A 24,004-nucleotide genomic window follows, 5' to 3' on the forward strand; every position below is an offset into this window, starting at 1 on the left:
GGTGGTGGATCGGTTGCTGATGGCGGGGCTACTCGCTCGCCGACTATGAAGACCAGCGTTGCGGACACCACTTCTGCGTCTACGTCCCCCAGCGCGGAAGACCACGGCGGCTCGGTAGTCGAATCGCCGTGCTTCGGCTACCATCTCGGCAAGACACTGTGACGAATAGCTCAAGCATGATGAAATGCTCACCTAGTCACAGTATGCATGTGAGAGTGCCACGGCGGCTCGGAGTAGGAAGACTTGAATTTCACGGTGGGAAGTTGGCAGAACCTGCGGAAATCGGTTCGTGGAAGGCCTGGTTCGGGGGCGCGCGGTCGAGTCGGTGTTCGAGCTCGACTGTTGGGAATCGTGCTGATTTCGAGTGTGACATTGCTGGGCATCGGCGGTGGCGCGGCCATTTACCTGATGAAGGACGCTCAGGAGTCCACGCAGTGGGCTGAGTTCGCCAGCAGCACCACAGGTCCTGCGAAGCTCATGGTGTCCGCCTTCGAGGAAGAAAGGCGGCTGTCGGCTCTGTATCTGGCCGGTGATGCTGGTGCTACGCAAGCGCTTGCCGCCGCCCGGCAGCGCTCCGACCAGGCTTCGGCTGCCATCATCGCCAAGAGCGAGAAGGCTAGTGAACTCAATCCAGACGGCTCGGCCGCTGATATCGACGGCTATAAGAAGCTCTTCACCGTGGTGCCATCGTTCCGAGCCGCGGTGGACTCTCACGCGATACCTGAGGATGAGGCGTTCGGCTTCTTCACGCAGGTGATCGGGATTGCTATCTCCGCGTCCCTTCTGGCTGCCCGGGTAGCTCCGGATGCTCGTATTGGAATCGAGCTGAGCTACTGCGTCGAGCTCTTGCGTGCCGTCGAAGCACTGTCGCAGGCTGACGCCATCGGCGGGGTGGCGTTGACCACCGGTGAGATAACCGCGGCTCAGCTGGTTGAATTCAGTCGCTTGGTCGGCGAATTTCGTTCCGGGGTGGCCTATTCCATCACAATCCTGAAGGGGCCCAGGCTTTCTCAAATCCGGGGAATCACCAGCGATGCGGCTTGGCAGCAGGTCGCAGCGATGCACGATGCCATCTTGCTCCGCGGACCCGTGCCCCACGCTGAATCGGCGTCGACGGTGACTGCAGCCGCCTTGCCTATGAGCCTCGCAAGTTGGCAGGAGGCGTCCGGTCGGGTCAATGCCGCGCTGCAGAAGCTCTGGGAGGACCAAGGGCACGAAGCCAATGCGATCGCCAGCGAGCAGGGCCAACGAGCGGTTCGAGACTCGATACTCGGTGGCCTCGGTGTGCTCCTGATTACCGCGGTGGCGTTCATGGCGGCGCTCGTACTTGCTAATCGGTTCATCGGTCGAATGCATCGATTGCGCAAGGAGACACTGGAATTGGCTGATCAGCACATGCCCGCGTTGATCCAGCGGCTCGGCGCGGGGGAGGACGTCGACGCCAGTCTCGAGGGGTCGCAGTTGGACTTCGGTACCGACGAGCTGGGGCACGTGGCGTCTGCCTTCAACCGCGCCCATGTTGCGGCGGTTTCGGCTGCGATCGCTGAATCCAAAACCCGCGCCGGCATCAATGCGGTGTTCCTGAATATCGCGCATCGCAGTCAGGTCGTAGTGCACAGGCTCCTTGCGTTGCTCGACCGGGCCGAGCGTTCGGAAGAGAATCCCCGTCAGCTCGAATTGCTGTTCCAGCTGGACCATCTCGCGACCAGAGCCCGCCGGAACGCGGAGAATCTCATCATTCTCGGTGGCGAGCAGCCAGGCCGACGCTGGCGCAACCCAGTGGCACTGCTCGATCTGGTGCGAGGCGCGGTCTCGGAGAGCGCGGACTACACCAGGATCCAGACCGAGCGTATGCCCGATGTGCGCATCGCGAGTCACGCCGTCGCCGACGTGATTCACCTGCTGGCCGAGTTGATGGACAACGCGACTGCTTGCTCGCCGCCGGAAAACCCCGTCTCTGTCTCCGGCGTCTTGGTCGGCCGAGGCGCGGTCGTGGAGATCATCGACCAGGGTCTGGGAATGTCGGAGGCCGAATTCGCCGAACATAACGCGACGCTGGCAGATCCGCCCGACTTCAGTGTTGCGACGGTGTCCGGCAACACCCGACTGGGACTGTTCGTCGTCGCGAAGCTGTCAGGAAGACACGGAATTTCGGTTCGTTTGAATGAGTCCGTGTATGGCGGGGTGCGCGCGGTGGTGTTGATCCCGTCGACACTGATGATGACGACCGAGGTCACCGAACGTATCCCTGATGCTCTGCGAACCCCTGCGGTCAGCTGGACGAACGCCGGTGAACTCGAACGGATCCCCGCCACACAAGCGATAGATTCGGCGAAACCGAAGCCGGGCCCAGCCCCGGATTCGACTACACCGAGCCAGCATGTGCAGGAGGATCGGCCGTCATTGCATGCTCAACCTTCGACCTGGTCGGACCGACCGATGCTGCCGCGTCGCAGCCGTCAGGTGAGGTCGGAGCCTGCGGGAGGACAGTCGGCCGGCGCACCGGCGCGACAGCGGACGGCGGATGAGGCGCGCAGCCGCATGAGCGCACTCGCCAAGGGAACTCAGCAGGGCCGTCGACCGCGCAGCGAATCCGACTGGAACACAAAGAAATAACTCCATCGATAAGAAGGCACTATGACAACTTCGCAGCGTTCGAACCTCGGCTGGTTGCTCGATGAACTGGTGAACGGGCTGGTCGACGCGCAGACGGCGGTGCTGCTGTCCACCGACGGACTATTGCTCGGCTACTCTGCGGGACAAGAGCGTTCGGATGCCGAGCGGTTCGGTGCAATGGCCTCGGCCTTGCACAGTCTGGCGCGCAGTGCGGGTCATCATTTCAAGGCCGGTGGCGTGTGCCAGACCGTGGTGGAACTGGACCATGCGGTGCTCTTCATTACGACCGCCGGCGCAAACGCGTGTCTAGCACTATTGGCCTCGGAGACGGCGGATCTGGGCTTGGTGGCCTATGAGATGAACCAGACGGTGCAGCGCGTCGGCACGCACCTCTCGGTTGACCAGCGTCGCCATACGGGCGACGCCCCACGGTAATGAGTGACCCGAGCGAGCACTGGTACGAAGACGATGCGGGGCCGCTGGTTCGACTCTATGCCGTGACGCGTGGTCGCGGCAGTGTCGAGCGCGCGGAGTTGAACGTGGCTACGTTGCTGATCGACAGCGCGCGAGGTATCACCACGCGGCACACCGCTCCCGAGTACGCCGCAATAGTCCGGCTGTGTCAAACTCCAACGTCGGTAGCGGAGGTCTCCGCGCACCTGCGTTTGCCACTGGCGGTTACCAAGGTGCTGGTCGGCGATCTGATCGACGACGGACGACTGCTCTTCCGCTCTCCGCCGTCCCCGACCGGCAACAGCGCAGACATGGCGCTGTTGCACGCTGTCTTGGAAGGTATCCGGGCACTCTGATAGCCGATGGCACCTCGTACATGTCCGCCTGGTGTTGCCAGGCAGACATGTACGAGGCGCACCTATACATCAGGCCCTATCAGCGATGTGAATCCCCGGCACGAGGCGGCGTGGATGACTTTGCAAGCTTCTTGTTGCCCAACTTGGTGATCGCGGCGAAGGCTCGCTGATAACCAGCACCTGCGATGCGACTGAGGACATCAAGTGCTTTTGCGTCCAGGCCGACGACCACCCGCGGCTTCTTCTTCAGGATTCCATTGATGATTCGGTCGGCTACGTGCTCCGCGCTCGTCATGGCCATGTACTTCTCGAAGAACTCGGCGTGGTGGTCGCGGTCGCGATTCCCGGCGATTCCCGCATTGCGGGCGATCGGCGTCTGGATCGACCCAGGGTGGACCGTGGTGACCTCAACTCGGTGGCCACTGATCATCATCTCCTGGCGAAGCGCCTCGCTGAATCCCCGGACGGCGAACTTCGCTGCACAGTACTGAGTTTGACCGGCCATCCCGACCAGGCCATCCATCGAAGACAGATTGACGATGTGTCCGTCGCCCGACGCGATGAGGTAGGGGAGGAATTCTTTGGTGCCGTACACGACACCCCAGAAGTCGATGTCCATTACCCACTCGAACTGCTCGTACGTCATCTCGTCGAGAAACCCATAGAAGCCGACGCCCGCATTGTTGATCACAACGTTCACAGTTCCGAACTCCGCGGCTACCGATGCGGCATAGGCAGCCATCGCCTGACGATCCCGAACATCGAGCTGATCGGTCCGCAACTCGACTCCTCGACGCTGTCGAATCATGGCCGCAGTCTCCGCCAGACCGGTGGCAGAGATGTCTGATAGCGCCAAGCGGGCACCTTCGTTGGCTACTCGTACGGCCAAAGCCCTGCCAATCCCAGATCCCGCACCGGTAATCACCACGACCTTGTCGCTCAGTGTGCGCATTGCTCTATCTCTCCTGGGCAGTTCGAACGATAGTTCGATCAGTCGTGATCGTCGGTAGGTACGTAGACTGATGACATTCTGATCGGTAGTGACGATTTCATCACACACTGTGGGTGAATGTAAATGCTTCGGCGAACTGAGTGTTTCGGATACTTCTGCGCAGGAAGCGTGAAGTGCTCATCAGCCGACTCCGAGGCTGGTTGACTCGGGGCCGGCTGATGAGCTGACGAGGAATTGGCCGTGGCTAGCGACCGAAGAGCGCGGTCCACAGGGTGTCGGTCAGGCCGTGGATCGCGGAGCCCAACGTTTCGAAGAGGCCGTGGGCTGCCGCACTGCCGGTGTCGATGATAACGGGGATCATTTTGTGCCTTTCTTCCATGTGTTCGGATAAACCGACTGTCGAGATAGACATCGAATCGAGAAGTGTTGTGTTAGCGCATATTTGGGCAATGTGAGTTGGTTCTCAGTATCCGGATTCGGTGCAGTGAAAGGAATAGCCAGTTGGGCCTGTCGGCAATATCCGACAGGCCTGACCGGCTAGGTACATCTCCTGATTGTGTGCGCTTCGGCTAGGACTCGGATTCTCTTGAATTCCGGTTCACTCTCATTCGCGACACCCGCGACGAGACGTTAGAACGCCGCCTCGTCCAGTAGCATGAGCGAACTATCGATGTCGGCAATCACTGCCCGGTCTGCGCTGAGGCGCGGCAATACGTTGCGGGCGAAGTACGATGCGGCGGCAACCTTCCCCTCGTAGAACGCTTGATCTTGGTGGCTGAGGTCTCCTTCAAGGGCTGCCAGCGCGGTTTCGGCCCCGACGATGAGGCGCCAGGCGATCAGCAGGTCGCCGAAGGCGAGCAGGAAGCGCACCGACGCCAGGCCGATCTTGTACAGCGCGGTCGGATTCTCCTGTGCGGAGATAAGGTGCTGGGTGAGGTTGCCGACCATGTCCTGGATGTCGTCAAGGGCCGCGCCGAGCAGAACCTTCTCAGGCTTGAGCCAGCCGGAATCCCGTTCGGGCGCAACCGTTTTGCGGATCTGGCCGGCGATATGAGCGAGGGCGACGCCGCGGTCGCGGGCGATCTTGCGGAAGAAGAAGTCCTGCGCCTGGATGGCGGTGGTGCCCTCGTACAGCGAGTCGATCTTGGCGTCGCGGATGTACTGCTCGATCGGGTAGTCCTGCAGGAAGCCGGAGCCACCGAAGGTCTGCAGCGAGTCGGTCAGGTACTGGTAGGCCCGCTCGGAACCGACACCCTTCACAACTGGTAGAAGGAGGTCGTTGACGCGGTGCGCAAGTTCGGCATCGATGCCGGAGACATGCTGTGCGACAACGTCGTCCTGGTGTGCGGCCGTATACAGGTAGACCGCGCGCAGCCCCTCTGCATATGCCTTCTGCGACATCAGGGATCGGCGGACGTCGGGATGGTGGGTGATGGTGACCTTCGGTGCGGCCTTGTCGGTCATCTGGGTCAGATCCACGCCTTGGACGCGTGTCTTGGCGTAGTCGAGCGCGTTGAGGTAACCGCTGGACAGGGTGGCGATAGCTTTGGTGCCCACCATCATCCGTGCTTCCTCGATGACATGAAACATCTGAGCGATGCCATCGTGTACCTCGCCGAGGAGGTAGCCGACTGCAGGCTCACCATGGCCGCCGAAGGTCAGTTCACAGGTGGCGGATGCCTTCAGCCCCATCTTGTGCTCGAGGTTGGTGACGTAAACCCCGTTGCGTTCACCCAACTCGCCGGTTTCGGGGTTGAATCGGTATTTGGGAACCAAGAACAGGCTCAAGCCCTTCGTGCCGGGTGCGGCTCCTACCGGCCGTGCGAGGACCTGGTGGACGATGTTCTCGAACAGGTCGTCGGAGTCGGCCGAGGTGATGAACCGCTTGACGCCCTCAATGTGCCATGTCCCGTCGGGCTGCGGGACCGCGCGTGTCCGGGCGGCGCCGACGTCGGACCCAGCGTCCGGTTCGGTCAGCACCATGCTTGCTCCCCAATTGCGTTGTGTAGCAATGGCTGCCCAGCGCTTCTGCAACTCGGTTCCGGAACGGTGGACATGGTTGGCCATGCTGGTACCAGCGAGGTACATCCAGGCCGAAGGCTGTGCTCCGAGCAAGAACTCGGTGATGGCCCAGGTCAACATCTGTGGGGCCGGAACGCCGCCGATCTGTTCGGCTTTGCCCACGCGCCACCAGTCCGCTTCGTGCCATGCGCGCACCGACTGCTTGTACGACTCTGGCAGTCGCACGGTGTGGGTTTCTGGATCGAAGACCGGGGGGTTGCGGTCGGCTTCGGCGTAGGACGCCGAGACCGGACCTTCTGCCAGCCTGGCAGCCTCGGTCAGCATCGATCTCACGGTGTCACCGTCGAGGTCGCCGAATGCTCCGGACTGCAGGATTGCGTCCATGCCCAGTACCTCGAAAAGGTTGAACTCTAGATCGCGCACATTGCTCTTGAAATGGCCCACCGGCCGTCCACCTTTCCCAACCGACCCCACCAGGGCTCCAGTGGGTGACGTCTTCGTCGATAGTGATGATACTGTCATAAAACCGGCCGGGGTGGAGCAGGGGCCTCGCCGCGCGATCGGAATGATCGCTCAATCGCCGTCGCGCGGCGGTTCCCGCATGCGGTCTTGCGGATCGGCTACTTGCTCTGTTCGGCAGTTGGTGGCTGATTCGGCATGGGCTGGTTGATCGTCGTGAAGTACTGGGCCGCTGCGGCGATGGCTACGGGGGCGGTCACGAAGACCTGGCCAGCCAGGGTGCCAAGGAATCCACCTGCCGCTACTCCTGCGACGCATCCCTGGGCTCCAGCGGGCAGGCTGGCGAGCATCGTGGCGAGCGCGCCAGTGAGCGCTGCGCCGGAGAGTCCGCCGAGCGCGCAGCCGGCCGCCGCACCGCCAACGACGCCGACTGTGCTGCCGATCGTGGCGCCCATTCCGATGGTGTCCCGCATGCGGTTCCAAGCGGCCTGCTCGCGGTCGTACGCGTTTTTCCACGGTGCCTGGTCTTCGTACGGCAGCGCCACGGGCTTGTACTGCGCGTGCGAGAGATCGAACTGCGGGGTGAGGGTGGCCACTCGGTCGTTGATCTCGGTGGCGATCGGGAATACGAAATCATCCACTCGGAACGACAACTCGCTGCCACCGACAGTGGTGCCGTCGGGCGCTTTGATCTTGAAGACGCCGTTTTCGGCCACCATCGAACCCGCATCGGTGTTGATCAGCGTGCTAGTCCCTGTGCTGGTGGTAGTGTAGTTGATCACCTGTTCCTGTGAATCATGTTGGGGTGCAGCATGACCCGTAGCGGCGGCCACCGCTAGGGCAGTCGCAGTAGCGAGCGCTGCTCCGGCGATTCGGGTGAGTTTCACGGCGTGAACCTTTCCTGCCTCCCCTATTGGGCATGCGTCGTCACTGCTCCTGCGATGCAATGGGTCCGGCGTCGCGCGGACAGCGCAATACAGCATGGTCCGGCCCGGAGGGAGTTGATGGGAGTTGTTGCTGCTCACAGAGTTTCGGCAGCTACGAACCGGACGATGTGAACAGTAGGAGGCTCGGGTGATGGCCACAAGCCGGAGGGGCTGGTTCGTCCGATTTCTTAGGACACTCTTGATAATTTGGTCGATCTCTTAGGGAACATCAAAAAACCTCTATCCAGTCGTAACTGATTGTTCAATCAGCGAGGGAAGCGATCCAAGTGTGCATCCAGCTGGTCGCGGTCTGTCCGCTGCCAACTTGATATGTGGCGTACGACTGGTGTGTCCCGGTCGCGTAGAACTTCGCCAGCTGCTGTGCCTGCGCTCGCGCCGATTCGGACGCCAGTTGTGACTGAAGGGCTGGAATGCCGCCCTGTGCCTTCAGCTCACTGAGCCACGTCGCGGCTTCGAGTTCGTAACGCCACGGGTTGCTCGGAGTCGGGTCCTGTCTCGCGAGGAAACCTGCTGCACGTAGGAGATAGTCGTGATCATCGGTGGCGCAATAGAGATCTCCAACCGCGCAGATGGTGCGGACTCGGTCTGAGACTGCGCCGAAGCCGCCCGGTCTCGGGCCCGCGGCGCCGGTGCCGCCTACTGGCTGCCCGACCTGGGTGTCGTCGGGCGACCGGCTGGGGTCGGACAGCAGGCCAACTCCGACGAGGCGGTTCGGCGGCACCGGCCCGTGTCCAGTTCCGATCTCGGCGGCGAGGTCGCCGGCGGCATCCGCGCCTTGGCTGTACCCGACCAGCGCGATCCGAGTGGTGCTGCACCGCAGCGCCATCGTGCTGACCATCGCCTTGGCATTGTCGACGGCTTGCCGCTTCGACGAGCTATAGAAGTCGCCCTCCCATGGAAAGGCGGTGGCTGGATAGTCGACGTAGTCGACCTGCGTCGAACCGGGCAGGCCGTCGGTTATGTCGGCCAGCATGCCCCGTCCGTTCGCGGTGGGCGACTTGTCCCTGCCGGTTTCCCATGTTCCGGGAATCGCCGCGACGTACAGCGATGGGCAGTCGCTGGCCGCTGCGGAGACCCCGGTGGTCAGGGCAACGGTGTACAACCCTGACAGCGTCGCCGCGGAGGCTGCGGCGACGATCTTCCTCATGCGCATATTGCTCACTCCATCGGGCTCGAGTTCGCGGGGCTACGTGTGGTCGCATCGGGCGAACAGTGGTTTCCCGCGTGTAGCCATGTTGGCAGTCGCAACATGATGATCGTCAAAAGTGTGACGATTTCGTCAATTACTTACTCGGCCGTACCGCGATGCAGCTCGTCACCCGGCGTTGAGTGACGTCATGCAGGCTTCGTGAGGTTGGGAAGCTTTGCGGCGTATCTTGTTTCAAGCTCACCGACCGCTTGTTCGAGATAGCGGGCGATGAGGTCGACGTCCAACCCGCTGGAGGCGCATGTCGTGAGCCCGAAGTTCATCCGATTGTCATAGGACAGTGCGGTGATGTTGATTGCTTCGCCCTTGAAGAGCAGTGAGAGGGGATAAAGCTCGATCAGTTTGGCTCCGGCGAGAAAGAGTGGCCGGGATGGTCCAGGCACATTCGAGATGATCAGGTTGAAGGCCGGGGCCATGAACTCGGTCGCGTGGGGTGCGACCTGCCTCAGGGTGTGCGATCCCATGGCAAGAATCGAATAGGGGAGCAGTGCGCCATGCGGCAGAGCGGCCTGATGATCCTTCGCCGCCTGCGTCGAGCAGGCAATAGTGGTCAACCGCTCGACGGTATCGGCTCGGTCTGTCGCCAGATCGGCGAACATGATCCCGATCGAACTGTTCGCAGAGGAGCCCCCAGGCGCCGAGATGGAGACCGGGCACCCCGCGATCAGAGGCTTCGCCGGCAGGTCACCGACATCGAGCAAGTATCGACGCAGTGCGGTGGAGCATGTCGCGAGTGCGACGTCATTGAGGCTGGTCCCGCTGGCCTGGGCGAGCTGTTTGAGCGTGTTCATGTCGAGGGAAACGGTGCGGATCCGTCGACTTGCACCCGTATCGGCATTGAGCCGGGATAGCGATGCTGCGAAGGGGCCGGTCAACGGCGACCGGTTCCGGAACGGGTTATACAGCCGTGCAACAGCTTTCGTCGCTGCTGCAATCGGCCTCGCCTTGCTGCAGAAGGAGGCTCTCGGTGAACCGGAGGCAACTGTGGTGAGTCGCGGACGAGGGCCGTCGATCGTCCACAGCGGGGTCACGGTGTGCTCGTCGGGGGCGATCTGGAGAGAACGGCCGAGCATGCGGACCGCATCGACACCGTTGATCAACGAGTGATGAGCCTTGACGTAAAGGGCGAAGCGATTCGTGCCGGTGACTTCGATGACATGCAGTTCCCACATGGGCAGTCTGGCGTCCATTCGCCGCGACTGTAGCTGTGAAATGAGATGTGCCAGTGCGTGTTCGAAGTCTGACCCACTTGTGACGTGGTGGTGTAGATGCTTGTCCAAGTCGAGCTGGTCGACCAGTTCGCGACGGGACAGGCGGGGAAAACGCCGCATCTTGATCACCGTGCGGAATCGGTGATGGGTATCGGTGCGTTCCCTGAAGGCCGTCATGATTCGGGCGACGACCGCGGTTGCGGAGTCATCTTCGGATTCGAAGACAGCTACGGCCGCGACGTGCATCGGAGTGCTGGGTGAATCGAGCCACGCCCAGAACGACTCGTCGATCCGGAGGTGCTTGCGTCGCTTCTGACGCCCCATCGTGTTTCCCCCTTGCGTGCGCTTCTGCGCTCGACAGTGATTTCGGTGCGACGTCGGCGGCGCGCGATCGGCCGGTGCGGACATCCCCGGCCGGTCAGATGAGGATTTCATCATGGGTGAGAGAAGTGGTCAAATGCTGTGATGTAGCCCTTGACGGCAGTTGTTCTGATGGTTTCATCAGATTCCCTTGACAGGACCCGGTTGAGTAGTTGATGATTTCATCAGTATCAGTCGTGGAGGTAGCAGTGACGAGCATCGACAAAGGTGTCGGCACCGGGCGAACGGTCCGGGTTGGCGAGCGTGAGATCTTCTTCAATGAGGCGGGTTCCGGCCCGGCCGTCGTGCTCTTGCACGGTGGCGGCGCGGGAGCGACCGGAGCGTCGAACTACTCGCGCAATATCGACGCGCTGGCGCAGCGATTCCGAGTCATCGTCCCCGACATGCCGGGCTACGGGCGGTCGTCGAAGAAGGTGAAGCAGTCCGATCCGTTCGGGGATCTCGCCCAAGCGATCGGCGGCCTGCTGGACGAACTCGGCATCGTCTCGGCGCACCTGGTCGGCAATTCCTACGGTGGGGCCGCCGCGCTGAGATTGGCCATGGAGCGGCCGGAGAAGGTCGATCGCATGATCCTGATGGGGCCAGGCGGTATCGGGACCACACGTGCGCTGCCCACGGCCGGGCTTCAGGAACTGCTGAGCTACTACGCGGGTAGTGGGCCCAGCCGTGAGAAGATCACCCGCTTCGTGCGGGAGTACCTCGTCTTCGACGGCAGCACGGTGCCTGAGGAACTGATCGAGGAACGCTTCCGCGCCAGCGTAGATCCCGAGGTGATCGCGAATCCGCCGCTGCGGCGTCCGTCCGGTCCTCTGGCACTGCGCACGCTCTGGCGGATGGATTTCACCCGTGACTCCCGACTGAGTTCGGTCGCACATCCCACCTTGGTCGTCTGGGGCGCGGCAGACAAGGTCAATCGGCCCGAGGGCGGCCGGATGCTCGCAGAGGCGATGCCCAATTGCGACCTGTACCTGGCTGCCAACACCGGTCACTGGGTGCAATGGGAGCGCGCGGACCTGTTCAACGCACTGGCCATGGCCTTCCTGGAAGCCAAGTCATGAACGGCAATCGCTCGGATTCGGCGACGCAGGCTTCGGTATTCGGCTCAGTGCATCTGGGATACGTGGTCGTGCAGTCGAATAGGCTGAGCGACTGGCGGCGATTCGGCGCCGACGCCATCGGCCTGCACGTCGACGCGCTCGACCGCGACACCGCGCGATTCCGTTTGGACGATCGTGCATGCCGGTTCCTTGTCCAGCGTGGCCCGGCCGAGGACGTGGTGGCGTTGGGATGGCAAATCGACGATCACGAAGCCTTCGACCGCATCATTGCCCGTGTCACCGACCGCGGCGTGCCGATCACCGAGGCCACACCCGAACAGGCCGTCCTGCGTGGCGTGGAGCGGTTGTGGCGCTTCGCCGGGCCGAAAGGCATTGTGCAGGAGATCTTCACGGTGCCGGTGACCACGTCGGAGCCGCTGCGCATGATCAGCACCGGATGGGTGACCGGAGAAGCCGGAATGGGTCATGTCGCGATCCTGTCGCGGGAACCCGAGGCGATGCGCGCATACTACGACACCGTCTTCGACTCGCGATTGTCCGATTACATCGATGAGAACATCTCCGGGCTGAAGATGAAGATCCGATTCCTGCGGGTGAACGAGCGGCATCACTCGATCGCCATCGCCAACATCCGCGGCGTGAAGGTCGATCCGATTCGAACCCGTGTGCAGCACATCAACATTCAGTCCGCGACGCTGGACGACATGCTGGACTCTTTCCAGCGCGTCACCGACCTGGGTTTCCGCATGCAATGGTCGGTGGGGCAGCACACCAACGATCGCGAGTTGTCCTACTACTGCATGACGCCGTCCGGCTTCGAACTCGAAGTCGGCTGGAATCCGATCGTGGTCGGCCCGGAGCTCGAATCGACGTGGGAACCGACCACCTACCAGGGCATCAGCATCTGGGGTCACAAGCCCGTGGCCGATACGGTCCTGACCAAATTCGCGCAATTCCGGCAAGCGCTGGCGACCGTGCGCACCCCTGAGATCACCGTTCCCCAGCTAGCAGGAGGGATGTCGCGATGAACCCCACCGATTACGACGTAGTAGTCGTAGGACTTGGCCCCACCGGCCTGACACTTGCCAACTTGCTCGGTCGGCGTGGAGTGAGTGTGCTGGTTCTCGAACGCGAGCCGGAGTACTACGGGTTGGCTCGCGCGGTGTACACCGACGACGAGGGTCTGCGGGTCTTCCAAACCGCCGGGGCGGCAGACGAACTCGCCGCAGACATGAACATCGACTCCACGGTGCAATGGGTGCGCGGTGATGGCTCGGTGCTGGCCCAGTTCCACTCGACCGACCGTCCACTGGGCTGGCCTATCGTCAACTTCCTGTACCAGCCCTACCTGGAGAACAGCCTCGAACGCGCCCTCAGCCGCTACCCCCACGTCACCGTGCGCCGCGGACGTGAGGTCACCACCTTCGACCAGGATGCTTTCGGCGTCAGTGTGGAGCATGCCGAATCCGGCGGCACCGGCTACGGCCAGCGCGCTTCCGAACCCGATCCGCGTACCGCCGAACGGGTGCGGGCGCAGTTCCTGGTCGGCTGTGACGGCGGGCGCAGTGTCGTGCGCACCAACCTCGGCATCGATATGACCGGCACGAGCTTCCCGGAGCGGTGGCTGGTAGTCGACCTGAAGGCCAACGACGGTGTGGACGCTTTCCGTCACCTGCCCTACTTCAACTTTGTCTGCGATCCCGAGTTGCCGATTGTGTCGTGTCCGCAGCCAGGCGGACATCACCGCTTCGAGTTCATGCTCAGCGACGACCAGACCAAGGAGGAGATGGAGGACGCGGAGACCGTGCGCCGCCACATCTCCCGGTATGTGGACCCCGACGAGGTCGAAGTGCTCCGGAAGCTGGTCTACACGTTCAACGCGGTGATCGCCGACCGTTGGCGCGTCGGACGAATTCTGCTCGCCGGCGATGCAGCCCACATGACCCCGCAGTTCATCGGTCAGGGCATGAACTCGGGTGTCCGCGATGCGGACAACCTATCGTGGAAGCTCACCGCGATCCTCAAACATGGTGCGAGCCAACGGATTTTGAACACCTACGAGACCGAACGTCGGCCGCACGCGAAGGCCATGATCGACCTGTCGGTGTTGAACAAGAGCCTGGTGTCCATCGACAACAAGCTGATCGCGGGTGCACGCGATCTCGCCCTCACCACCGCGCTACGGGTCCCGGGGCTCGGCGGGTGGATTCGCGGCGCGAAGATGAAGCCGTCGCCGCGCTTCCGCCGTGGCGCTTATCTGGGGCTGCCGAGACGGGGTTTGTGGGGTGTCGAGGGCACTTTGGCACCGCAACCCGAGGTGCGGACCTACGACGGACACCATTGTCGCTTCGACGATGTACTGGGGTTGGGATTCTCGGTGCTCGGATACAACATCGATCCACGAGCCGCACTGAACGCTGGAGACCTGGCTGCGCTGCGGGCGATCGGAGCTCGGTTCGTCACCGTGTACAAGGTCGGCGCGCGACCCCAAGGCGTACCAGGTGATGGGCGCGCCACCGGTCAGGACTACGCCGACATCGAGGACCACACCGGCGCGCTGGCCCGATGGTTCGGCAAGGCACGTGTCGAGACCGGGGGCCTGCTGTTGTTGCGCCCGGACCGATTCGTGTTCGGCACCGCGGCGCGCGGGCATGGCGGTGAGTTGATCGCCGAACTGTCCAAGCAGCTGGACACCCAGCAGACGCCAGAGGCGGATTCGCTTGTGGCGCTACCGGAGCCGCCGTCGGCGTCGGTGTCCGAACCGTACACACACCTCGAGGAGGCTGGATGACCGAGATCGTGATCGACACCCCAGAGGTGCGCGCGGCAGCCGGCAGGCTTGCCGAGGCCGCCGAATCCGGCAACCCTGTTCGGCCTGTCCGGGACCTCATCGGCGCCGACGACGTTCGCCGTGCATACGCGGTACAGCGCATCGGCGTCAGGACCCGTCTCGAAGCGGGCGCACAACTTGTCGGACGCAAGATCGGACTCACCTCACCCGCAGTGCAGAAGCAGCTCGGCGTGGACCAGCCCGACTTCGGTGTGCTCTTCTCCGACATGAACGTCGCCGAAACCACAACGGCGCAACGTCCTCCGCTGCTACAACCAAAAGTTGAAGCCGAGCTCGCCTTCATTCTGGGCGCCGATCTCGACGGAGACCAGCTCGACGCCATCACTGCCCGCGGCGCGGTCGACTACGCCGTCGCTGCACTCGAGATTGTCGACAGCCGCATCGCCGACTGGGACATCACTTTCGGCGACACGGTTGCCGACAACGCGTCCAGCGGATGGTTCGCCCTCGGAACCCAGCGACTGTCGCTCGACGAATTCGAGCCGCGCGACGTCGCGATGGCGATGACCTTCGACGACGAGGTCGTCGCGGTCGGCACCGGTTCGGCCTGCCTGGGTGACCCCCTCAACGCGCTGGCGTGGCTGGCGCGCACCGCGCGCGAATTCGGTGCACCACTGCAAGCCGGGGAGATCATCCTGACCGGCGCGCTGGGGCCGATGGCGCCACTGCGGCCCGGAGTGCGGGTGCGCTCGGAATTGATCTGCGGCAAGGAGATATTCGCCGCCGTCGACTTCACCTGGGAGGAATCATGAGCCGCATCAAGGTAGCCGTCATCGGATCGGGCAACATCGGCACCGATCTGATGATCAAGATTCTGCGGCTGTCGGAATGTCTCGAAATCGCGGCCATGGTCGGCATCGATCCGACATCGGACGGGTTGGCACGGGCTGCACGGCTGGGTGTGCCGACCACCGCGGACGGTGTCACCGGACTGATCGCCATGCCGCACTTCGACGCGATCGACATCGTGTTCGATGCCACCTCCGCGGGTGCGCATCTGGCCAACGCTGCCGCGCTCGAGCCGTACGGGAAGCGCCTGATCGATCTGACCCCGGCCGCGATCGGCCCGTACGTGGTCCCCGCGGTCAATCTCGACGCGCACCTGGACGCACCCAATGTCAATATGGTGACCTGCGGTGGACAGGCCACCATCCCCATCGTCGCGGCCATCTCCCGCGTCACCGCCGTCCCCTATGCCGAAATCGTGGCGTCCATCGCGTCGAAGTCGGCTGGCCCCGGGACACGCGCCAATATCGATGAGTTCACCGAGACGACCTCGCACGCCATCGAAAAGGTCGGCGGGGCGGCCGGCGGCCGGGCAATCATCATTCTCAACCCCGCCGAACCGCCACTGATCATGCGCGACACCGTGCTGGCGCTGATCAACGACCCTGATTCGGAAGCGGATTCGGCGGTGCGGGAGTCGATCCACGCCATGATCGCCGACGTGGCGGCATACGTACCTGGCTACCGGCTCAAACAGGACATCCAGATCGTACCGATCGCACCGGATGCAGCCCTTCCGACGATAGTGGGGAATTATCCCGTCACACATCAAGTCTCGGTATTCCTGGAAGTCGAAGGCGCCGCGCACTACCTGCCGGCTTACGCCGGAAATCTCGACATCATGACCTCGGCTGCGCTGCGCGTCGCCGAACGGATCGCGGCGACCCTCCCGGAGAGTGTTCGATGACCGAAATCTTCCTCCAAGACGTGACCCTGCGCGACGGCATGCACGCCCTACGTCACCGCATCACACCGAAAGCCGTTGCGGCCGTGGCCGCCGCATTGGACGCGGCGGGCGTCGACGCAGTGGAGGTCGCGCACGGTGACGGTCTGCACGGCGGCAGCCTCACCTACGGACCGGGCAGCCACACTGACTGGGAATGGCTCGAGGCGGCCGGCCCGGCCTTGACCAAAGCGCGGCTCACCACCCTGCTTCTACCGGGCATTGGCACGATCGGCGATCTGCGGCGGGCTCATGACCTGGGTGTACGATCCGTCCGCGTCGCCACCCACTGCACAGAGGCGGACATCGCCGCCCAGCACATCGCCTACGCCCGCGAACTGGGTATGGATGTTTCCGGGTTTCTCATGATGAGCCACATGAACACCCCTGATGGGCTCGCGGCGCAAGCCAAACTCATGGAATCCTATGGTGCGCACTGTGTTTATGTCACCGACTCCGGTGGCCGCTTGACGATGAGTGGCGTCCGCGATCGCGTCCGCGCGTACCGTGATGTGCTGGACGAGGCCACCGAGATCGGCATCCACGCCCACCAGAACCTCTCGTTGTCGGTGGCAAACAGCGTTGTCGCCGTAGAAGAAGGTGCGACTCGGGTAGACGCCTCGTTGGCTGGCTTGGGTGCGGGAGCGGGCAACACGCCGCTGGAGGCCTTCGTCGCCGTCGCCGATCTCTCCGGCTGGTCACATGGTGCCAGCCTCGACGCGCTCACCGATGCCGCCGACGATTTGGTCCGGCCGTTGATGGAACGTCCCGTTCAGGTCGACCGTGAGACGCTGGCACTCGGCTATGCGGGGGTGTATTCGAGCTTCCTGCGGCACGCTGAAAGGGCCTCCGCCACCTACGGCGTCGATGTGCGAACTCTGCTGAACGAGGCCGGTCGTCGTGGGTTGGTCGGCGGCCAGGAGGACATGCTCGTGGACATCGCGCTCGACGTGGCCGGTCGCCGGTCTTAGCGGCATCCCTCGAGCCGGTGAGCGCCGCGATAAAGAGGTCCGATTCCAGGCCTGCGGTCCGGATGGCCTGGCTGGTGGTGGTCGTCGTGGTGATGGCCTACAGCCCCTTGGCAATCGAGTACATGTGGCACTATTTCGCGACGAGTGCCCCGCAGCTGTGGCAGCACGTCCTCGTGGCGACTGTGGGCGAACGTCAGGCATCTGGGATGGGCTCGGTCGCGGCAAGCCAAAGCCAGGTGTATCGGCGGTCGAGAACGGCAATGCTGGTTCACACCATGGCCGGCGGTCTCTCGATACTCGTGGCGCTGGCCCAGTTCAGCAGGTTGGTACGCGAGCGCTTGCCCGCCGTGCACCGATGGTGTGGTTACACCTACGTGGCGCTCGTCGTCGCCGGAATGACCTCCGCGATAGTTCATTTGGTGTACGCCGGGCCGGATTTGACCTTCGATGGACCGCCGTTCTACATACAGCTCTGGTTTCTGGCGACAGCAACGTTGCTGGCGACGCTGTTGGCGGCATTTGCCGCGCGCACGGGGCGCATCGTGGCGCATCGCACCTTGATGGGTTACAGCTTCGCGCTATTGCTGACCGCGCCAGTACTGCGACTGTCGTGGTTGGTCTTTGGCATCGGCCGGGATACGACCCAGGAATCGACCAACATGCTGGGTGGCATCACCAGCGGGTTCGTCATCGTCGTCGGCGCGATCGTTGCCTCTCGACATGCCGACATGCACGCACCTGCGGCGGCAATGGCGCCGCGCCCGGCTGGAGCCTGGTTCGAGTACGCGGCATGGGCAGGGTCGGCTATGGCCACCGTGGCGATCGTGCTGCGCTACCGGGCGCAGATCGGCACCGTCGATTCGGAGCCGGCTGTTCTTATCGGTTGCTACCTCGTCGTGCTGATCGGCTTCGTGCTCACCAGGTCCCGCGCGAGGCGCGCCGGACCCACGTCAACCGCGCACGACTGGCGCATCCATTGTCAGAGTGTGGCTGCCGCGCCCGCGGTCTTTCTCGCGTACTGGACGATCTACGCCCTTCAACACCCCGCACACACAGCGTTTCGAGCCGCGGCGCTGACAGCGCCGGCCTCGACTTTGAGTCTGGGCCTGTTCGTGACCATCGCAATCCGCTGGAACCGCCGACCCGAAGGAGAAGGCCTTTGACCACCGCGCGCATCGATGTACATCAGCACCTCGTGCCTCAGGACTACGCCCAATGGCTGGGCGCCAAGGGCATAACCGCAGCCGGCGGTCGTCCGCTACCCGAGTGGAGCCCGGAAAGCGCACTGGCCCTCATGGATCGGTACTCCATCGCCGCCGCGATCTTGTCGTTGTCGACGCCGGGAACCCATCTCGGCGACGACGCTGACGCGCGGACTTGGGCACGTCGAGTGAACGAGACCGCCGCTGATCTGGTTCGTGACCACCCTGATCGGTTCGGATTGTTCGCAACCGTGCCACTGCCCGACATCGAGGGGGCGGTGTGCGAGATCAGCTACGCCTACGATGATCTCGACGCTGATGGTGTCGTCCTGCTGGCGAACTCGCACGGCCGCTACCTCGGGGACCCATCCCTCGATCCAGTGATGGCGGATCTGGACCGCAGAGCGGCCGTCGTGTTCGTGCACCCCTCCGACCTGCCGGGTCCGACGGTGCCGGGAATTCCGCCCTTCGCAGCAGACTTCCTCCTTGACACTACCCGCGCCGCAACGAATCTGGTCATGCACGATGTCCCGCGCCGCTACCCGAACATCCGGTTCATCCTGTCGCATGCCGGTGGCTTCGTACCTTATGCCTCGCACCGCATCGCGGCGGCCATCGTGGCCGAGACCGGCCGCAACCCGGCCGAATGCCTGGAAGACCTGCGCGGATTCTTCTTCGACACCGCGCTGTCGGGCAGCCCAGCGGCGCTGCCCAGTCTTCTCGCATTCGCAGAACCCGGCCATGTCCTGTTCGGCACCGACTGGCCGTTCGCGCCCGAACCTGGCGTCGCCTACTTCACAGGGCAACTCGATACCTATCCAGGGTTGGACCGCGTCGGGAGGGCTGGCATCGACCGGGGGAACGCGCTGGAGCTGTTTCCGCGGCTGGCGAAGGTCGTTTGATGGACGGCGCAAGCGATCAGCTGCTCAAGAATGACGAATATCTCAATAATGATAGGTTATTGGGTATGACTGAGTGGACGGCCTTCACCGTAGAAATTTCCGAACACGTCGCCCGGGTGACGCTCATCGGACCCGGTAAGAGCAATGCGATGGGCCCGGCGTTCTGGCGCGAACTGCCTGAGATCTTCCGCGAACTGGATAGGGATCGTGAGGTTCGCGCAGTAGTACTAACCGGCAGCGGCAAGAACTTCTCGTCCGGCCTGGACCTGTTCGGAATGGGTGAGCTCCTGGACCCCGTAATGGGCGACGACGTCAAGGCGGCGCCGCGGACGAAGTTCCTCGACGAGATCCGGGCGATGCAGGCGTCGATCACTGCGGTAGCAGAGTGTCGCAAGCCCGTGGTGGCGGCAGTGTCGGGCTGGTGCATCGGCGGAGCGCTCGACCTGATCGCGGCTGCTGACATCCGCCTCGCCAGTGCAGATGCAAAGTTCAGCCTGCGTGAGGCCAAGGTTGCCATCGTTGCAGACATGGGTTCGCTGCAGCGTCTGCCCGGCGTCATCGGTGAGGGCCACTTGCGCGAGTTGGCCTTCACCGCAAAGGACATCGACGCGAAACGTGCCGAGAAGATCGGCCTCGTCAACGATGTCTACGCCGATCAGGGGGCTGTCCTGGAGGCAGCCCATGACCTGGCCCGCGACATCGCGGAGAACCCGCCCTTGGTGGTGCAGGGCATCAAGGACGTGTTGGAGACCCGGACCGCCCCGGTCGTCGCCGAGGGCCTGCGGTACGTATCGACCTGGAACGCCGCGTTCCTTCCCTCGCTCGACTTGGTGGAAGGCATCGCGGCTGTGCGACAGAAGCGTGAGCCGGCATTCGAGGGACGGTAGGCCGATCGTTGAGCCGAGCGCGACCGAACCTGCCGTCACCTGATGATAGGTGCTCCTACCCGATCGACTCCGAAAGAACGGGCAACATGCGGAATACCTGGTCCTGCCAGTTGGGCCAATTGTGTATGCCGAACTCGGGGAAATCGTAGGTGATGTCGGTCGCGCCGAGCATCAACATCCTGGCCTGGAAGGCGCGTGTGTTCGTCCAGGCCAGCGATTCGAGGGCCATGCCGGTGAGGGTGTTGAAGCTCGGTCCGTCGGAGGCGGTTGGACGTCCGCTGGCGGCCGAAACCCAGACTCGGGTGTTGTTGTCGATCAGTCGGGGAGCGAACACGAACGGATCCATGCGCAACCACTTCGAATCCCATGGTGCGGCCATCGAATCCACGTTGTATCCGCCAGCATCGATCATGGCGATCCGCAGCGCCTCTCGCATACCTGGGCCCGAGATGTTCAGATAGCCGGAGAAAGAACCAGCGAAGCTGAATTGGTCGGGGTGGTAGGCCGCGAGCGTCAGCGCGGCACTGCCACCCATGGACAGCCCGAACACGCCATTGTGATTCATATTGAAGCCCAACCGATCTCGCAATGCTGTACGTAGATCCCGGGTCAAGAACGTCTCCCAGGTGTACCGGTGCGACTTGCCGGGACCCGCGGAGAAGATCTGAAGTCCACCCGATCCCGAGGATGAGCCGGACGCAGAACCGGAGCCGGGCTGGACGCCAAGGAAACTCGACGGCGCGTTCCAGTCGATGTAGAAACTTGACTGTCCGCCGACCGGCATGACCACGTTTATGTTCCACCTGGTCAGCTCGCGGGCGACCTCGGTCTCGAGCTCCCAGCCGCTGAGATCTTCCCTGGCGCGCATACCGTCGAGGGCGTAAACGACCCTGTCAGTGTTGCCGTCGGCAGCCCGAAAGACGCGAGATTTGATAGGGCCCATGTCGGCGGAGTCCACCCAGAAGTCGAACCCATCCGCATTGAACGCCGCGTCGGCATGAGGCGCGAAAATGCCTTGCGATGAGACTGCGCAGATCAACGAGAATATCGCTGACAGTATCAGCCGTGCGATTTCGACGCGTCTGGATCTACGGCGGGACCTTCGGTGGGGCAGCTGCATGAATGGTGCCTTTCGACGAGGATGAACGACCATGATTCGGTCGAATGCCAACGCTCCCAAATAGTTTGGCGAGGTCTGGCCGTTCATCTTGTCGCCGTATAGCGAGCCCGCGTTACCGATCTGTGATGTATGGCTCAGCTTCCCTGTAGCCGCATTCAGGCCGAGTCAGCCGCTCAATTGCGTGCCCCGCGAACACGATCGATGATCAGCAAGGGTGCGGTGGGTGCGGTGTTTCCGCGCCAGGCGACATGCTGGTCGGGGCGTACGAGCACCAGGTCGCGCTCGTACAACGCGCGTGCACGGTCATCGCGGATGTCGACGACCTCGAAGGGAACACCGCGCTGTGCGGCGGCCTCGGTGAAGCCGTCGACATCTCGATCCGCGAACCGCAACAGCGTGAATCCGCGTCCGAACAGGTCGAAGATCGCTCGGCCGTCATCGAGACGAATGCTCGGCGGCCGCGACCCCGGCCAGGTGCTCGGGGTGTAGACGTCCATTCGCAGCGGTGGCGCCTGGCCCTCGGCCTCACCGCAGATGGCGGGGGAGTAGTCGTATCGGTACCCCAGTTCGATGCCCCATGCCTCGTTCTCCAGGTTTCCCAGATCGCTGATTTCGCGACCGATCTGCTGGCGGGTGCGTTCGCCGAGCCACCGCTCGCTGTACATCGAAGGCCGGAAAGTTGACATCACTGCCGCTCGGACGACGCTGTGACGAGCTGCGGCGCTACGGTTACGCCGTGCGACCGCCCGCCGTTCGTGCTCGTACGCGGTGAGAAGCCCTGGCGCTCCCCAGCCTTGGAGCTGCGCAGCCAGCGCCCAGCCGAGTCCCACAGCGTCGCCGACGCCGGTGTTCATGCCGTACCCGCCGGTGGGTGTCACCTGATGGACGGCATCTCCGGCCAACCAGACGCGCCCTCGACCGAATGAGTCGGCGACAGTCAGTCGCGGCGTCCAGGCGTTCGCGACCAGGACTTCCATGTCAAACTTGCGACCGGCTCGTTCGTAGACGAACTCCCGTGGGTCGATGCGGTCGGCGTCGAGGCCCATGCCCAGCGGTGCGTGCAACGTGAATGTGTTGGAGTCGTTCTGGGAGATGATCGTCCAGCCCTCGGGTGACTGTAGATGCCATACCGTGCCGAAGCGGGTGAGCACCTCGGTGTCGGTCGTTGTGAAGTGCACGAGGTAGAAGCGGCCGTCGGCGGGACGCTCGCCGCGAGCCAGGAATGCTTGGGCGACTGCTTTCGCGACTTTCGGCAGGCCGAGCTCCTTGATGAGCATCTTGCGTAGGTCGATCTCGTCGAGTCCGATGTCGAGTTGCTGCCGGGTCCGGCTGCCGGCGCCGTCGCAGCCGATCAGGTATTGGGAACGGACGGTATGACGTTCGCCGGTCTCGCCGTGGATCAGTACCGCAGACACGCCATCGTCATCCTCGGTGAAGCTCTCCAATGCCCAGCCGTAGTGGACCTGTGCGTGCTCCGCGCGGGTCTCGAGTAGATCCCGGAGGGTGGGCTCGAGAATCACCTGTGAGACGCGCATCGACGGTTCCAGCGGTTGGCTGCCGTCGTTGCGTAGATGAATCTGCTCGTAAGACTCTGCGACGCTGGGGTATTCGAAGGATGCGAGCTCCCAGCCGACCGCGTTGGTCGCCCAGGTCACCTTGATGCGCGTATCCGCGGGGATGGCCACCTTACGCAGATCGTCGGCGACGCCGAGCCGGCGGTAGAGCTCCATACTCCGGCAGTTGGTGATATCCATCTTCGGATGCTGGGTGGTGGTTGTATTCCGCTCCACGAGAACGCATTCCACGCCATGGAAATCCAGCTCCAGTGCCAGCGTCAGCCCGACCGGTCCTGCTCCCACCACGAGGACTGGTGTGATGTCGGGCAGTGGGGTCGTGCGCTGGGTCGGAGGCGAGCTGTTCATGGCGTTTTCCCTTTCCTCTAGTTGTACAGATTGAACACTCGTGTTCAATCGGTGTCAAGAGTGTTAACTGTGGGGCATCATTGACTCATTTGGATCGGAAACGTACTCTTTCTTCCGAGACGAGGAGGTGCCGATGAATGCGACACAGCGGAGGATCACTACCGCGGCCATGAAGCTGTTCGCCGAGCGTGGGAGCACGGATCTGACGATCAGTGAGCTGGCTGCGGAGGCCGGCGTTGCGCGTGGCACGCTCTACCGAAACGTCGATTCGATGGATCGGCTCTTCGAGCAGGTCCGAGCGCAACTTGCCATGGACATCCACAGTGCGAACGTGCGAGCGATGGACGCTCACGGTGACCTGGATCCGCCACTACGCCTCGCCGTCGGCACGCGAATGTTGATCAGGCTCGCCCATGACAATCCGGCAATGGGTCGCTTCATAGTTCGCTACGGGCTGACCGACGAGTCGTTGCGCGAAATGATGAGCGGGCCGCCGATGCAGGATGTGGCCGCGGGGATCGCTGCCGGTCGCTACGTCGTCACCCCTGGCATGGAGCTCGGCATCGCATCGATGCTCATGGGAACTGTAGTCAGCGCAATGTGGATGGTCCTCGAAGGTCATCAAGGATGGCGTGAGGCGGGAAGCGCGGCCGCCGAACTGGCTCTGTGTGCGTTGGGGCTGCCTCGCGATGAAGCGATGGCCATAGCATCGAGACCGCTACCTGCCGCTTTCTTCGACTTCTGACCCGTCGGCACCA

At 63.1% G+C, this 24,004-nt stretch carries 21 protein-coding genes; 13 read left to right on the plus strand and 8 right to left on the minus strand.

Annotation, left to right across the window (positions count from 1 at the left end; translation table 11 throughout):
• Positions 1-351: 351 nt before the first annotated feature.
• The 3 genes from ACFRAQ_RS13620 to ACFRAQ_RS13630 are packed head-to-tail and all read left to right on the plus strand — an operon-like array spanning position 352 to position 3,425.
• Positions 352-2,616, plus strand: a complete 2,265-nt coding sequence (locus tag ACFRAQ_RS13620) for a nitrate- and nitrite sensing domain-containing protein (protein WP_379100250.1) — start codon at positions 352-354, stop codon at positions 2,614-2,616.
• Positions 2,617-2,637: 21 nt separating this feature from the next.
• Positions 2,638-3,051 (plus strand): roadblock/LC7 domain-containing protein, encoded by a 414-nt coding sequence (locus ACFRAQ_RS13625; RefSeq protein WP_379098655.1) that lies wholly within the window; start codon positions 2,638-2,640, stop codon positions 3,049-3,051.
• Positions 3,051-3,425, plus strand: a complete 375-nt coding sequence (locus ACFRAQ_RS13630) for a DUF742 domain-containing protein (protein WP_379098658.1) — start codon at positions 3,051-3,053, stop codon at positions 3,423-3,425. The genes ACFRAQ_RS13625 and ACFRAQ_RS13630 overlap by 1 nt, the downstream gene beginning before the upstream one ends.
• A gap of 79 nt (positions 3,426-3,504) precedes the next feature.
• On the opposite strand, the gene ACFRAQ_RS13635 is transcribed toward ACFRAQ_RS13630, so the two are convergent.
• From ACFRAQ_RS13635 to ACFRAQ_RS13660, 6 genes are all read right to left on the minus strand, one after another.
• The gene (locus ACFRAQ_RS13635) at positions 3,505-4,377 is read right to left on the minus strand and encodes an SDR family NAD(P)-dependent oxidoreductase (protein WP_379098661.1); all 873 of its coding nucleotides are present in this window, start codon (positions 4,375-4,377) and stop codon (positions 3,505-3,507) included.
• A 244-nt stretch (positions 4,378-4,621) separates the two neighbouring features.
• Complete coding sequence (locus ACFRAQ_RS13640; RefSeq protein WP_379098664.1) at positions 4,622-4,789, minus strand: hypothetical protein; 168 nt, start codon at positions 4,787-4,789, stop codon at positions 4,622-4,624.
• Between the two features lie 218 nt (positions 4,790-5,007).
• On the minus strand, positions 5,008-6,843 hold the full coding sequence (locus tag ACFRAQ_RS13645; protein WP_379098667.1) for an acyl-CoA dehydrogenase: 1,836 nt from the start codon (positions 6,841-6,843) through the stop codon (positions 5,008-5,010).
• A gap of 176 nt (positions 6,844-7,019) precedes the next feature.
• Positions 7,020-7,640, minus strand: coding sequence for a hypothetical protein (locus ACFRAQ_RS13650; protein WP_379098670.1), 621 nt, complete (start codon positions 7,638-7,640; stop codon positions 7,020-7,022).
• Positions 7,641-8,046: 406 nt separating this feature from the next.
• Positions 8,047-8,952, minus strand: coding sequence for a cutinase family protein (locus tag ACFRAQ_RS13655; protein WP_379098672.1), 906 nt, complete (start codon positions 8,950-8,952; stop codon positions 8,047-8,049).
• Between the two features lie 188 nt (positions 8,953-9,140).
• Positions 9,141-10,547, minus strand: coding sequence for a wax ester/triacylglycerol synthase family O-acyltransferase (locus ACFRAQ_RS13660; protein WP_379098674.1), 1,407 nt, complete (start codon positions 10,545-10,547; stop codon positions 9,141-9,143).
• A 254-nt stretch (positions 10,548-10,801) separates the two neighbouring features.
• Between ACFRAQ_RS13660 and ACFRAQ_RS13665 the strand changes: the two genes are divergently transcribed.
• The 9 genes from ACFRAQ_RS13665 to ACFRAQ_RS13705 all read left to right on the plus strand — a co-directional run bounded on the left by ACFRAQ_RS13665 (position 10,802) and on the right by ACFRAQ_RS13705 (position 20,204).
• Positions 10,802-11,662, plus strand: coding sequence for an alpha/beta fold hydrolase (locus ACFRAQ_RS13665; RefSeq protein WP_379100252.1), 861 nt, complete (start codon positions 10,802-10,804; stop codon positions 11,660-11,662).
• A complete protein-coding gene (locus tag ACFRAQ_RS13670; protein WP_379098677.1) occupies positions 11,659-12,690 on the plus strand; it encodes a VOC family protein in 1,032 nt (343 codons plus the stop codon). Before ACFRAQ_RS13665 ends, ACFRAQ_RS13670 begins: the two co-directional genes overlap by 4 nt.
• Positions 12,687-14,453, plus strand: coding sequence for a bifunctional 3-(3-hydroxy-phenyl)propionate/3-hydroxycinnamic acid hydroxylase (locus tag ACFRAQ_RS13675; protein ID WP_379098680.1), 1,767 nt, complete (start codon positions 12,687-12,689; stop codon positions 14,451-14,453). The genes ACFRAQ_RS13670 and ACFRAQ_RS13675 overlap by 4 nt, the downstream gene beginning before the upstream one ends.
• A complete protein-coding gene (locus ACFRAQ_RS13680) occupies positions 14,450-15,265 on the plus strand; it encodes a 2-keto-4-pentenoate hydratase (RefSeq protein ID WP_379098683.1) in 816 nt (271 codons plus the stop codon). Before ACFRAQ_RS13675 ends, ACFRAQ_RS13680 begins: the two co-directional genes overlap by 4 nt.
• Positions 15,262-16,206, plus strand: a complete 945-nt coding sequence (locus ACFRAQ_RS13685) for an acetaldehyde dehydrogenase (acetylating) (RefSeq protein ID WP_379100254.1) — start codon at positions 15,262-15,264, stop codon at positions 16,204-16,206. The genes ACFRAQ_RS13680 and ACFRAQ_RS13685 overlap by 4 nt, the downstream gene beginning before the upstream one ends.
• A complete protein-coding gene (dmpG, locus tag ACFRAQ_RS13690; RefSeq protein WP_379098686.1) occupies positions 16,203-17,213 on the plus strand; it encodes a 4-hydroxy-2-oxovalerate aldolase in 1,011 nt (336 codons plus the stop codon). The genes ACFRAQ_RS13685 and dmpG overlap by 4 nt, the downstream gene beginning before the upstream one ends.
• A 62-nt stretch (positions 17,214-17,275) precedes the next feature.
• On the plus strand, positions 17,276-18,376 hold the full coding sequence (locus tag ACFRAQ_RS13695) for a DUF2306 domain-containing protein (RefSeq protein ID WP_379098689.1): 1,101 nt from the start codon (positions 17,276-17,278) through the stop codon (positions 18,374-18,376).
• Positions 18,373-19,317, plus strand: a complete 945-nt coding sequence (locus ACFRAQ_RS13700; protein ID WP_379098692.1) for an amidohydrolase family protein — start codon at positions 18,373-18,375, stop codon at positions 19,315-19,317. Before ACFRAQ_RS13695 ends, ACFRAQ_RS13700 begins: the two co-directional genes overlap by 4 nt.
• A gap of 65 nt (positions 19,318-19,382) precedes the next feature.
• On the plus strand, positions 19,383-20,204 hold the full coding sequence (locus ACFRAQ_RS13705) for a crotonase/enoyl-CoA hydratase family protein (RefSeq protein ID WP_379100256.1): 822 nt from the start codon (positions 19,383-19,385) through the stop codon (positions 20,202-20,204).
• A gap of 55 nt (positions 20,205-20,259) precedes the next feature.
• Here the strand turns inward: ACFRAQ_RS13705 and ACFRAQ_RS13710 are convergent, their stop codons facing one another.
• Together ACFRAQ_RS13710 and ACFRAQ_RS13715 are read right to left on the minus strand one after the other, a co-directional pair.
• Positions 20,260-21,324 (minus strand): alpha/beta hydrolase, encoded by a 1,065-nt coding sequence (locus tag ACFRAQ_RS13710; RefSeq protein WP_379100257.1) that lies wholly within the window; start codon positions 21,322-21,324, stop codon positions 20,260-20,262.
• Between the two features lie 173 nt (positions 21,325-21,497).
• On the minus strand, positions 21,498-23,294 hold the full coding sequence (locus tag ACFRAQ_RS13715) for an FAD-dependent monooxygenase (protein WP_379098695.1): 1,797 nt from the start codon (positions 23,292-23,294) through the stop codon (positions 21,498-21,500).
• Positions 23,295-23,379: 85 nt separating this feature from the next.
• Here ACFRAQ_RS13715 and ACFRAQ_RS13720 point away from each other — a divergent pair, with 85 nt between their 5' ends.
• The gene (locus ACFRAQ_RS13720) at positions 23,380-23,991 is read left to right on the plus strand and encodes a TetR/AcrR family transcriptional regulator (RefSeq protein WP_379098698.1); all 612 of its coding nucleotides are present in this window, start codon (positions 23,380-23,382) and stop codon (positions 23,989-23,991) included.
• Positions 23,992-24,004 lie beyond the last annotated feature (13 nt).

The organism is Nocardia sp. NPDC056611, assembly GCF_042792755.1.
Lineage (GTDB): Bacteria > Actinomycetota > Actinomycetes > Mycobacteriales > Mycobacteriaceae > Nocardia.

Excerpts from the sequence above, each read along its gene's own strand:
- ACFRAQ_RS13625 (WP_379098655.1), top strand. The coding sequence starts at position 2,638 with ATGACAACTTCGCAGCGTTCGAACCTCGGCTGGTTGCTCGATGAACTG.
- ACFRAQ_RS13630 (WP_379098658.1), top strand. The coding sequence starts at position 3,051 with ATGAGTGACCCGAGCGAGCACTGGTACGAAGACGATGCGGGGCCGCTG.
- ACFRAQ_RS13635 (WP_379098661.1), bottom strand. The coding sequence starts at position 4,377 with ATGCGCACACTGAGCGACAAGGTCGTGGTGATTACCGGTGCGGGATCT.
- ACFRAQ_RS13640 (WP_379098664.1), bottom strand. The coding sequence starts at position 4,789 with ATGTCTATCTCGACAGTCGGTTTATCCGAACACATGGAAGAAAGGCAC.
- ACFRAQ_RS13655 (WP_379098672.1), bottom strand. The coding sequence starts at position 8,952 with ATGAGGAAGATCGTCGCCGCAGCCTCCGCGGCGACGCTGTCAGGGTTG.
- ACFRAQ_RS13660 (WP_379098674.1), bottom strand. The coding sequence starts at position 10,547 with ATGGGGCGTCAGAAGCGACGCAAGCACCTCCGGATCGACGAGTCGTTC.
- ACFRAQ_RS13670 (WP_379098677.1), top strand. The coding sequence starts at position 11,659 with ATGAACGGCAATCGCTCGGATTCGGCGACGCAGGCTTCGGTATTCGGC.
- ACFRAQ_RS13675 (WP_379098680.1), top strand. The coding sequence starts at position 12,687 with ATGAACCCCACCGATTACGACGTAGTAGTCGTAGGACTTGGCCCCACC.
- ACFRAQ_RS13680 (WP_379098683.1), top strand. The coding sequence starts at position 14,450 with ATGACCGAGATCGTGATCGACACCCCAGAGGTGCGCGCGGCAGCCGGC.
- ACFRAQ_RS13685 (WP_379100254.1), top strand. The coding sequence starts at position 15,262 with ATGAGCCGCATCAAGGTAGCCGTCATCGGATCGGGCAACATCGGCACC.
- dmpG (WP_379098686.1), top strand. The coding sequence starts at position 16,203 with ATGACCGAAATCTTCCTCCAAGACGTGACCCTGCGCGACGGCATGCAC.
- ACFRAQ_RS13695 (WP_379098689.1), top strand. The coding sequence starts at position 17,276 with ATGGCCTGGCTGGTGGTGGTCGTCGTGGTGATGGCCTACAGCCCCTTG.
- ACFRAQ_RS13705 (WP_379100256.1), top strand. The coding sequence starts at position 19,383 with ATGACTGAGTGGACGGCCTTCACCGTAGAAATTTCCGAACACGTCGCC.
- ACFRAQ_RS13710 (WP_379100257.1), bottom strand. The coding sequence starts at position 21,324 with ATGCAGCTGCCCCACCGAAGGTCCCGCCGTAGATCCAGACGCGTCGAA.
- ACFRAQ_RS13720 (WP_379098698.1), top strand. The coding sequence starts at position 23,380 with ATGAATGCGACACAGCGGAGGATCACTACCGCGGCCATGAAGCTGTTC.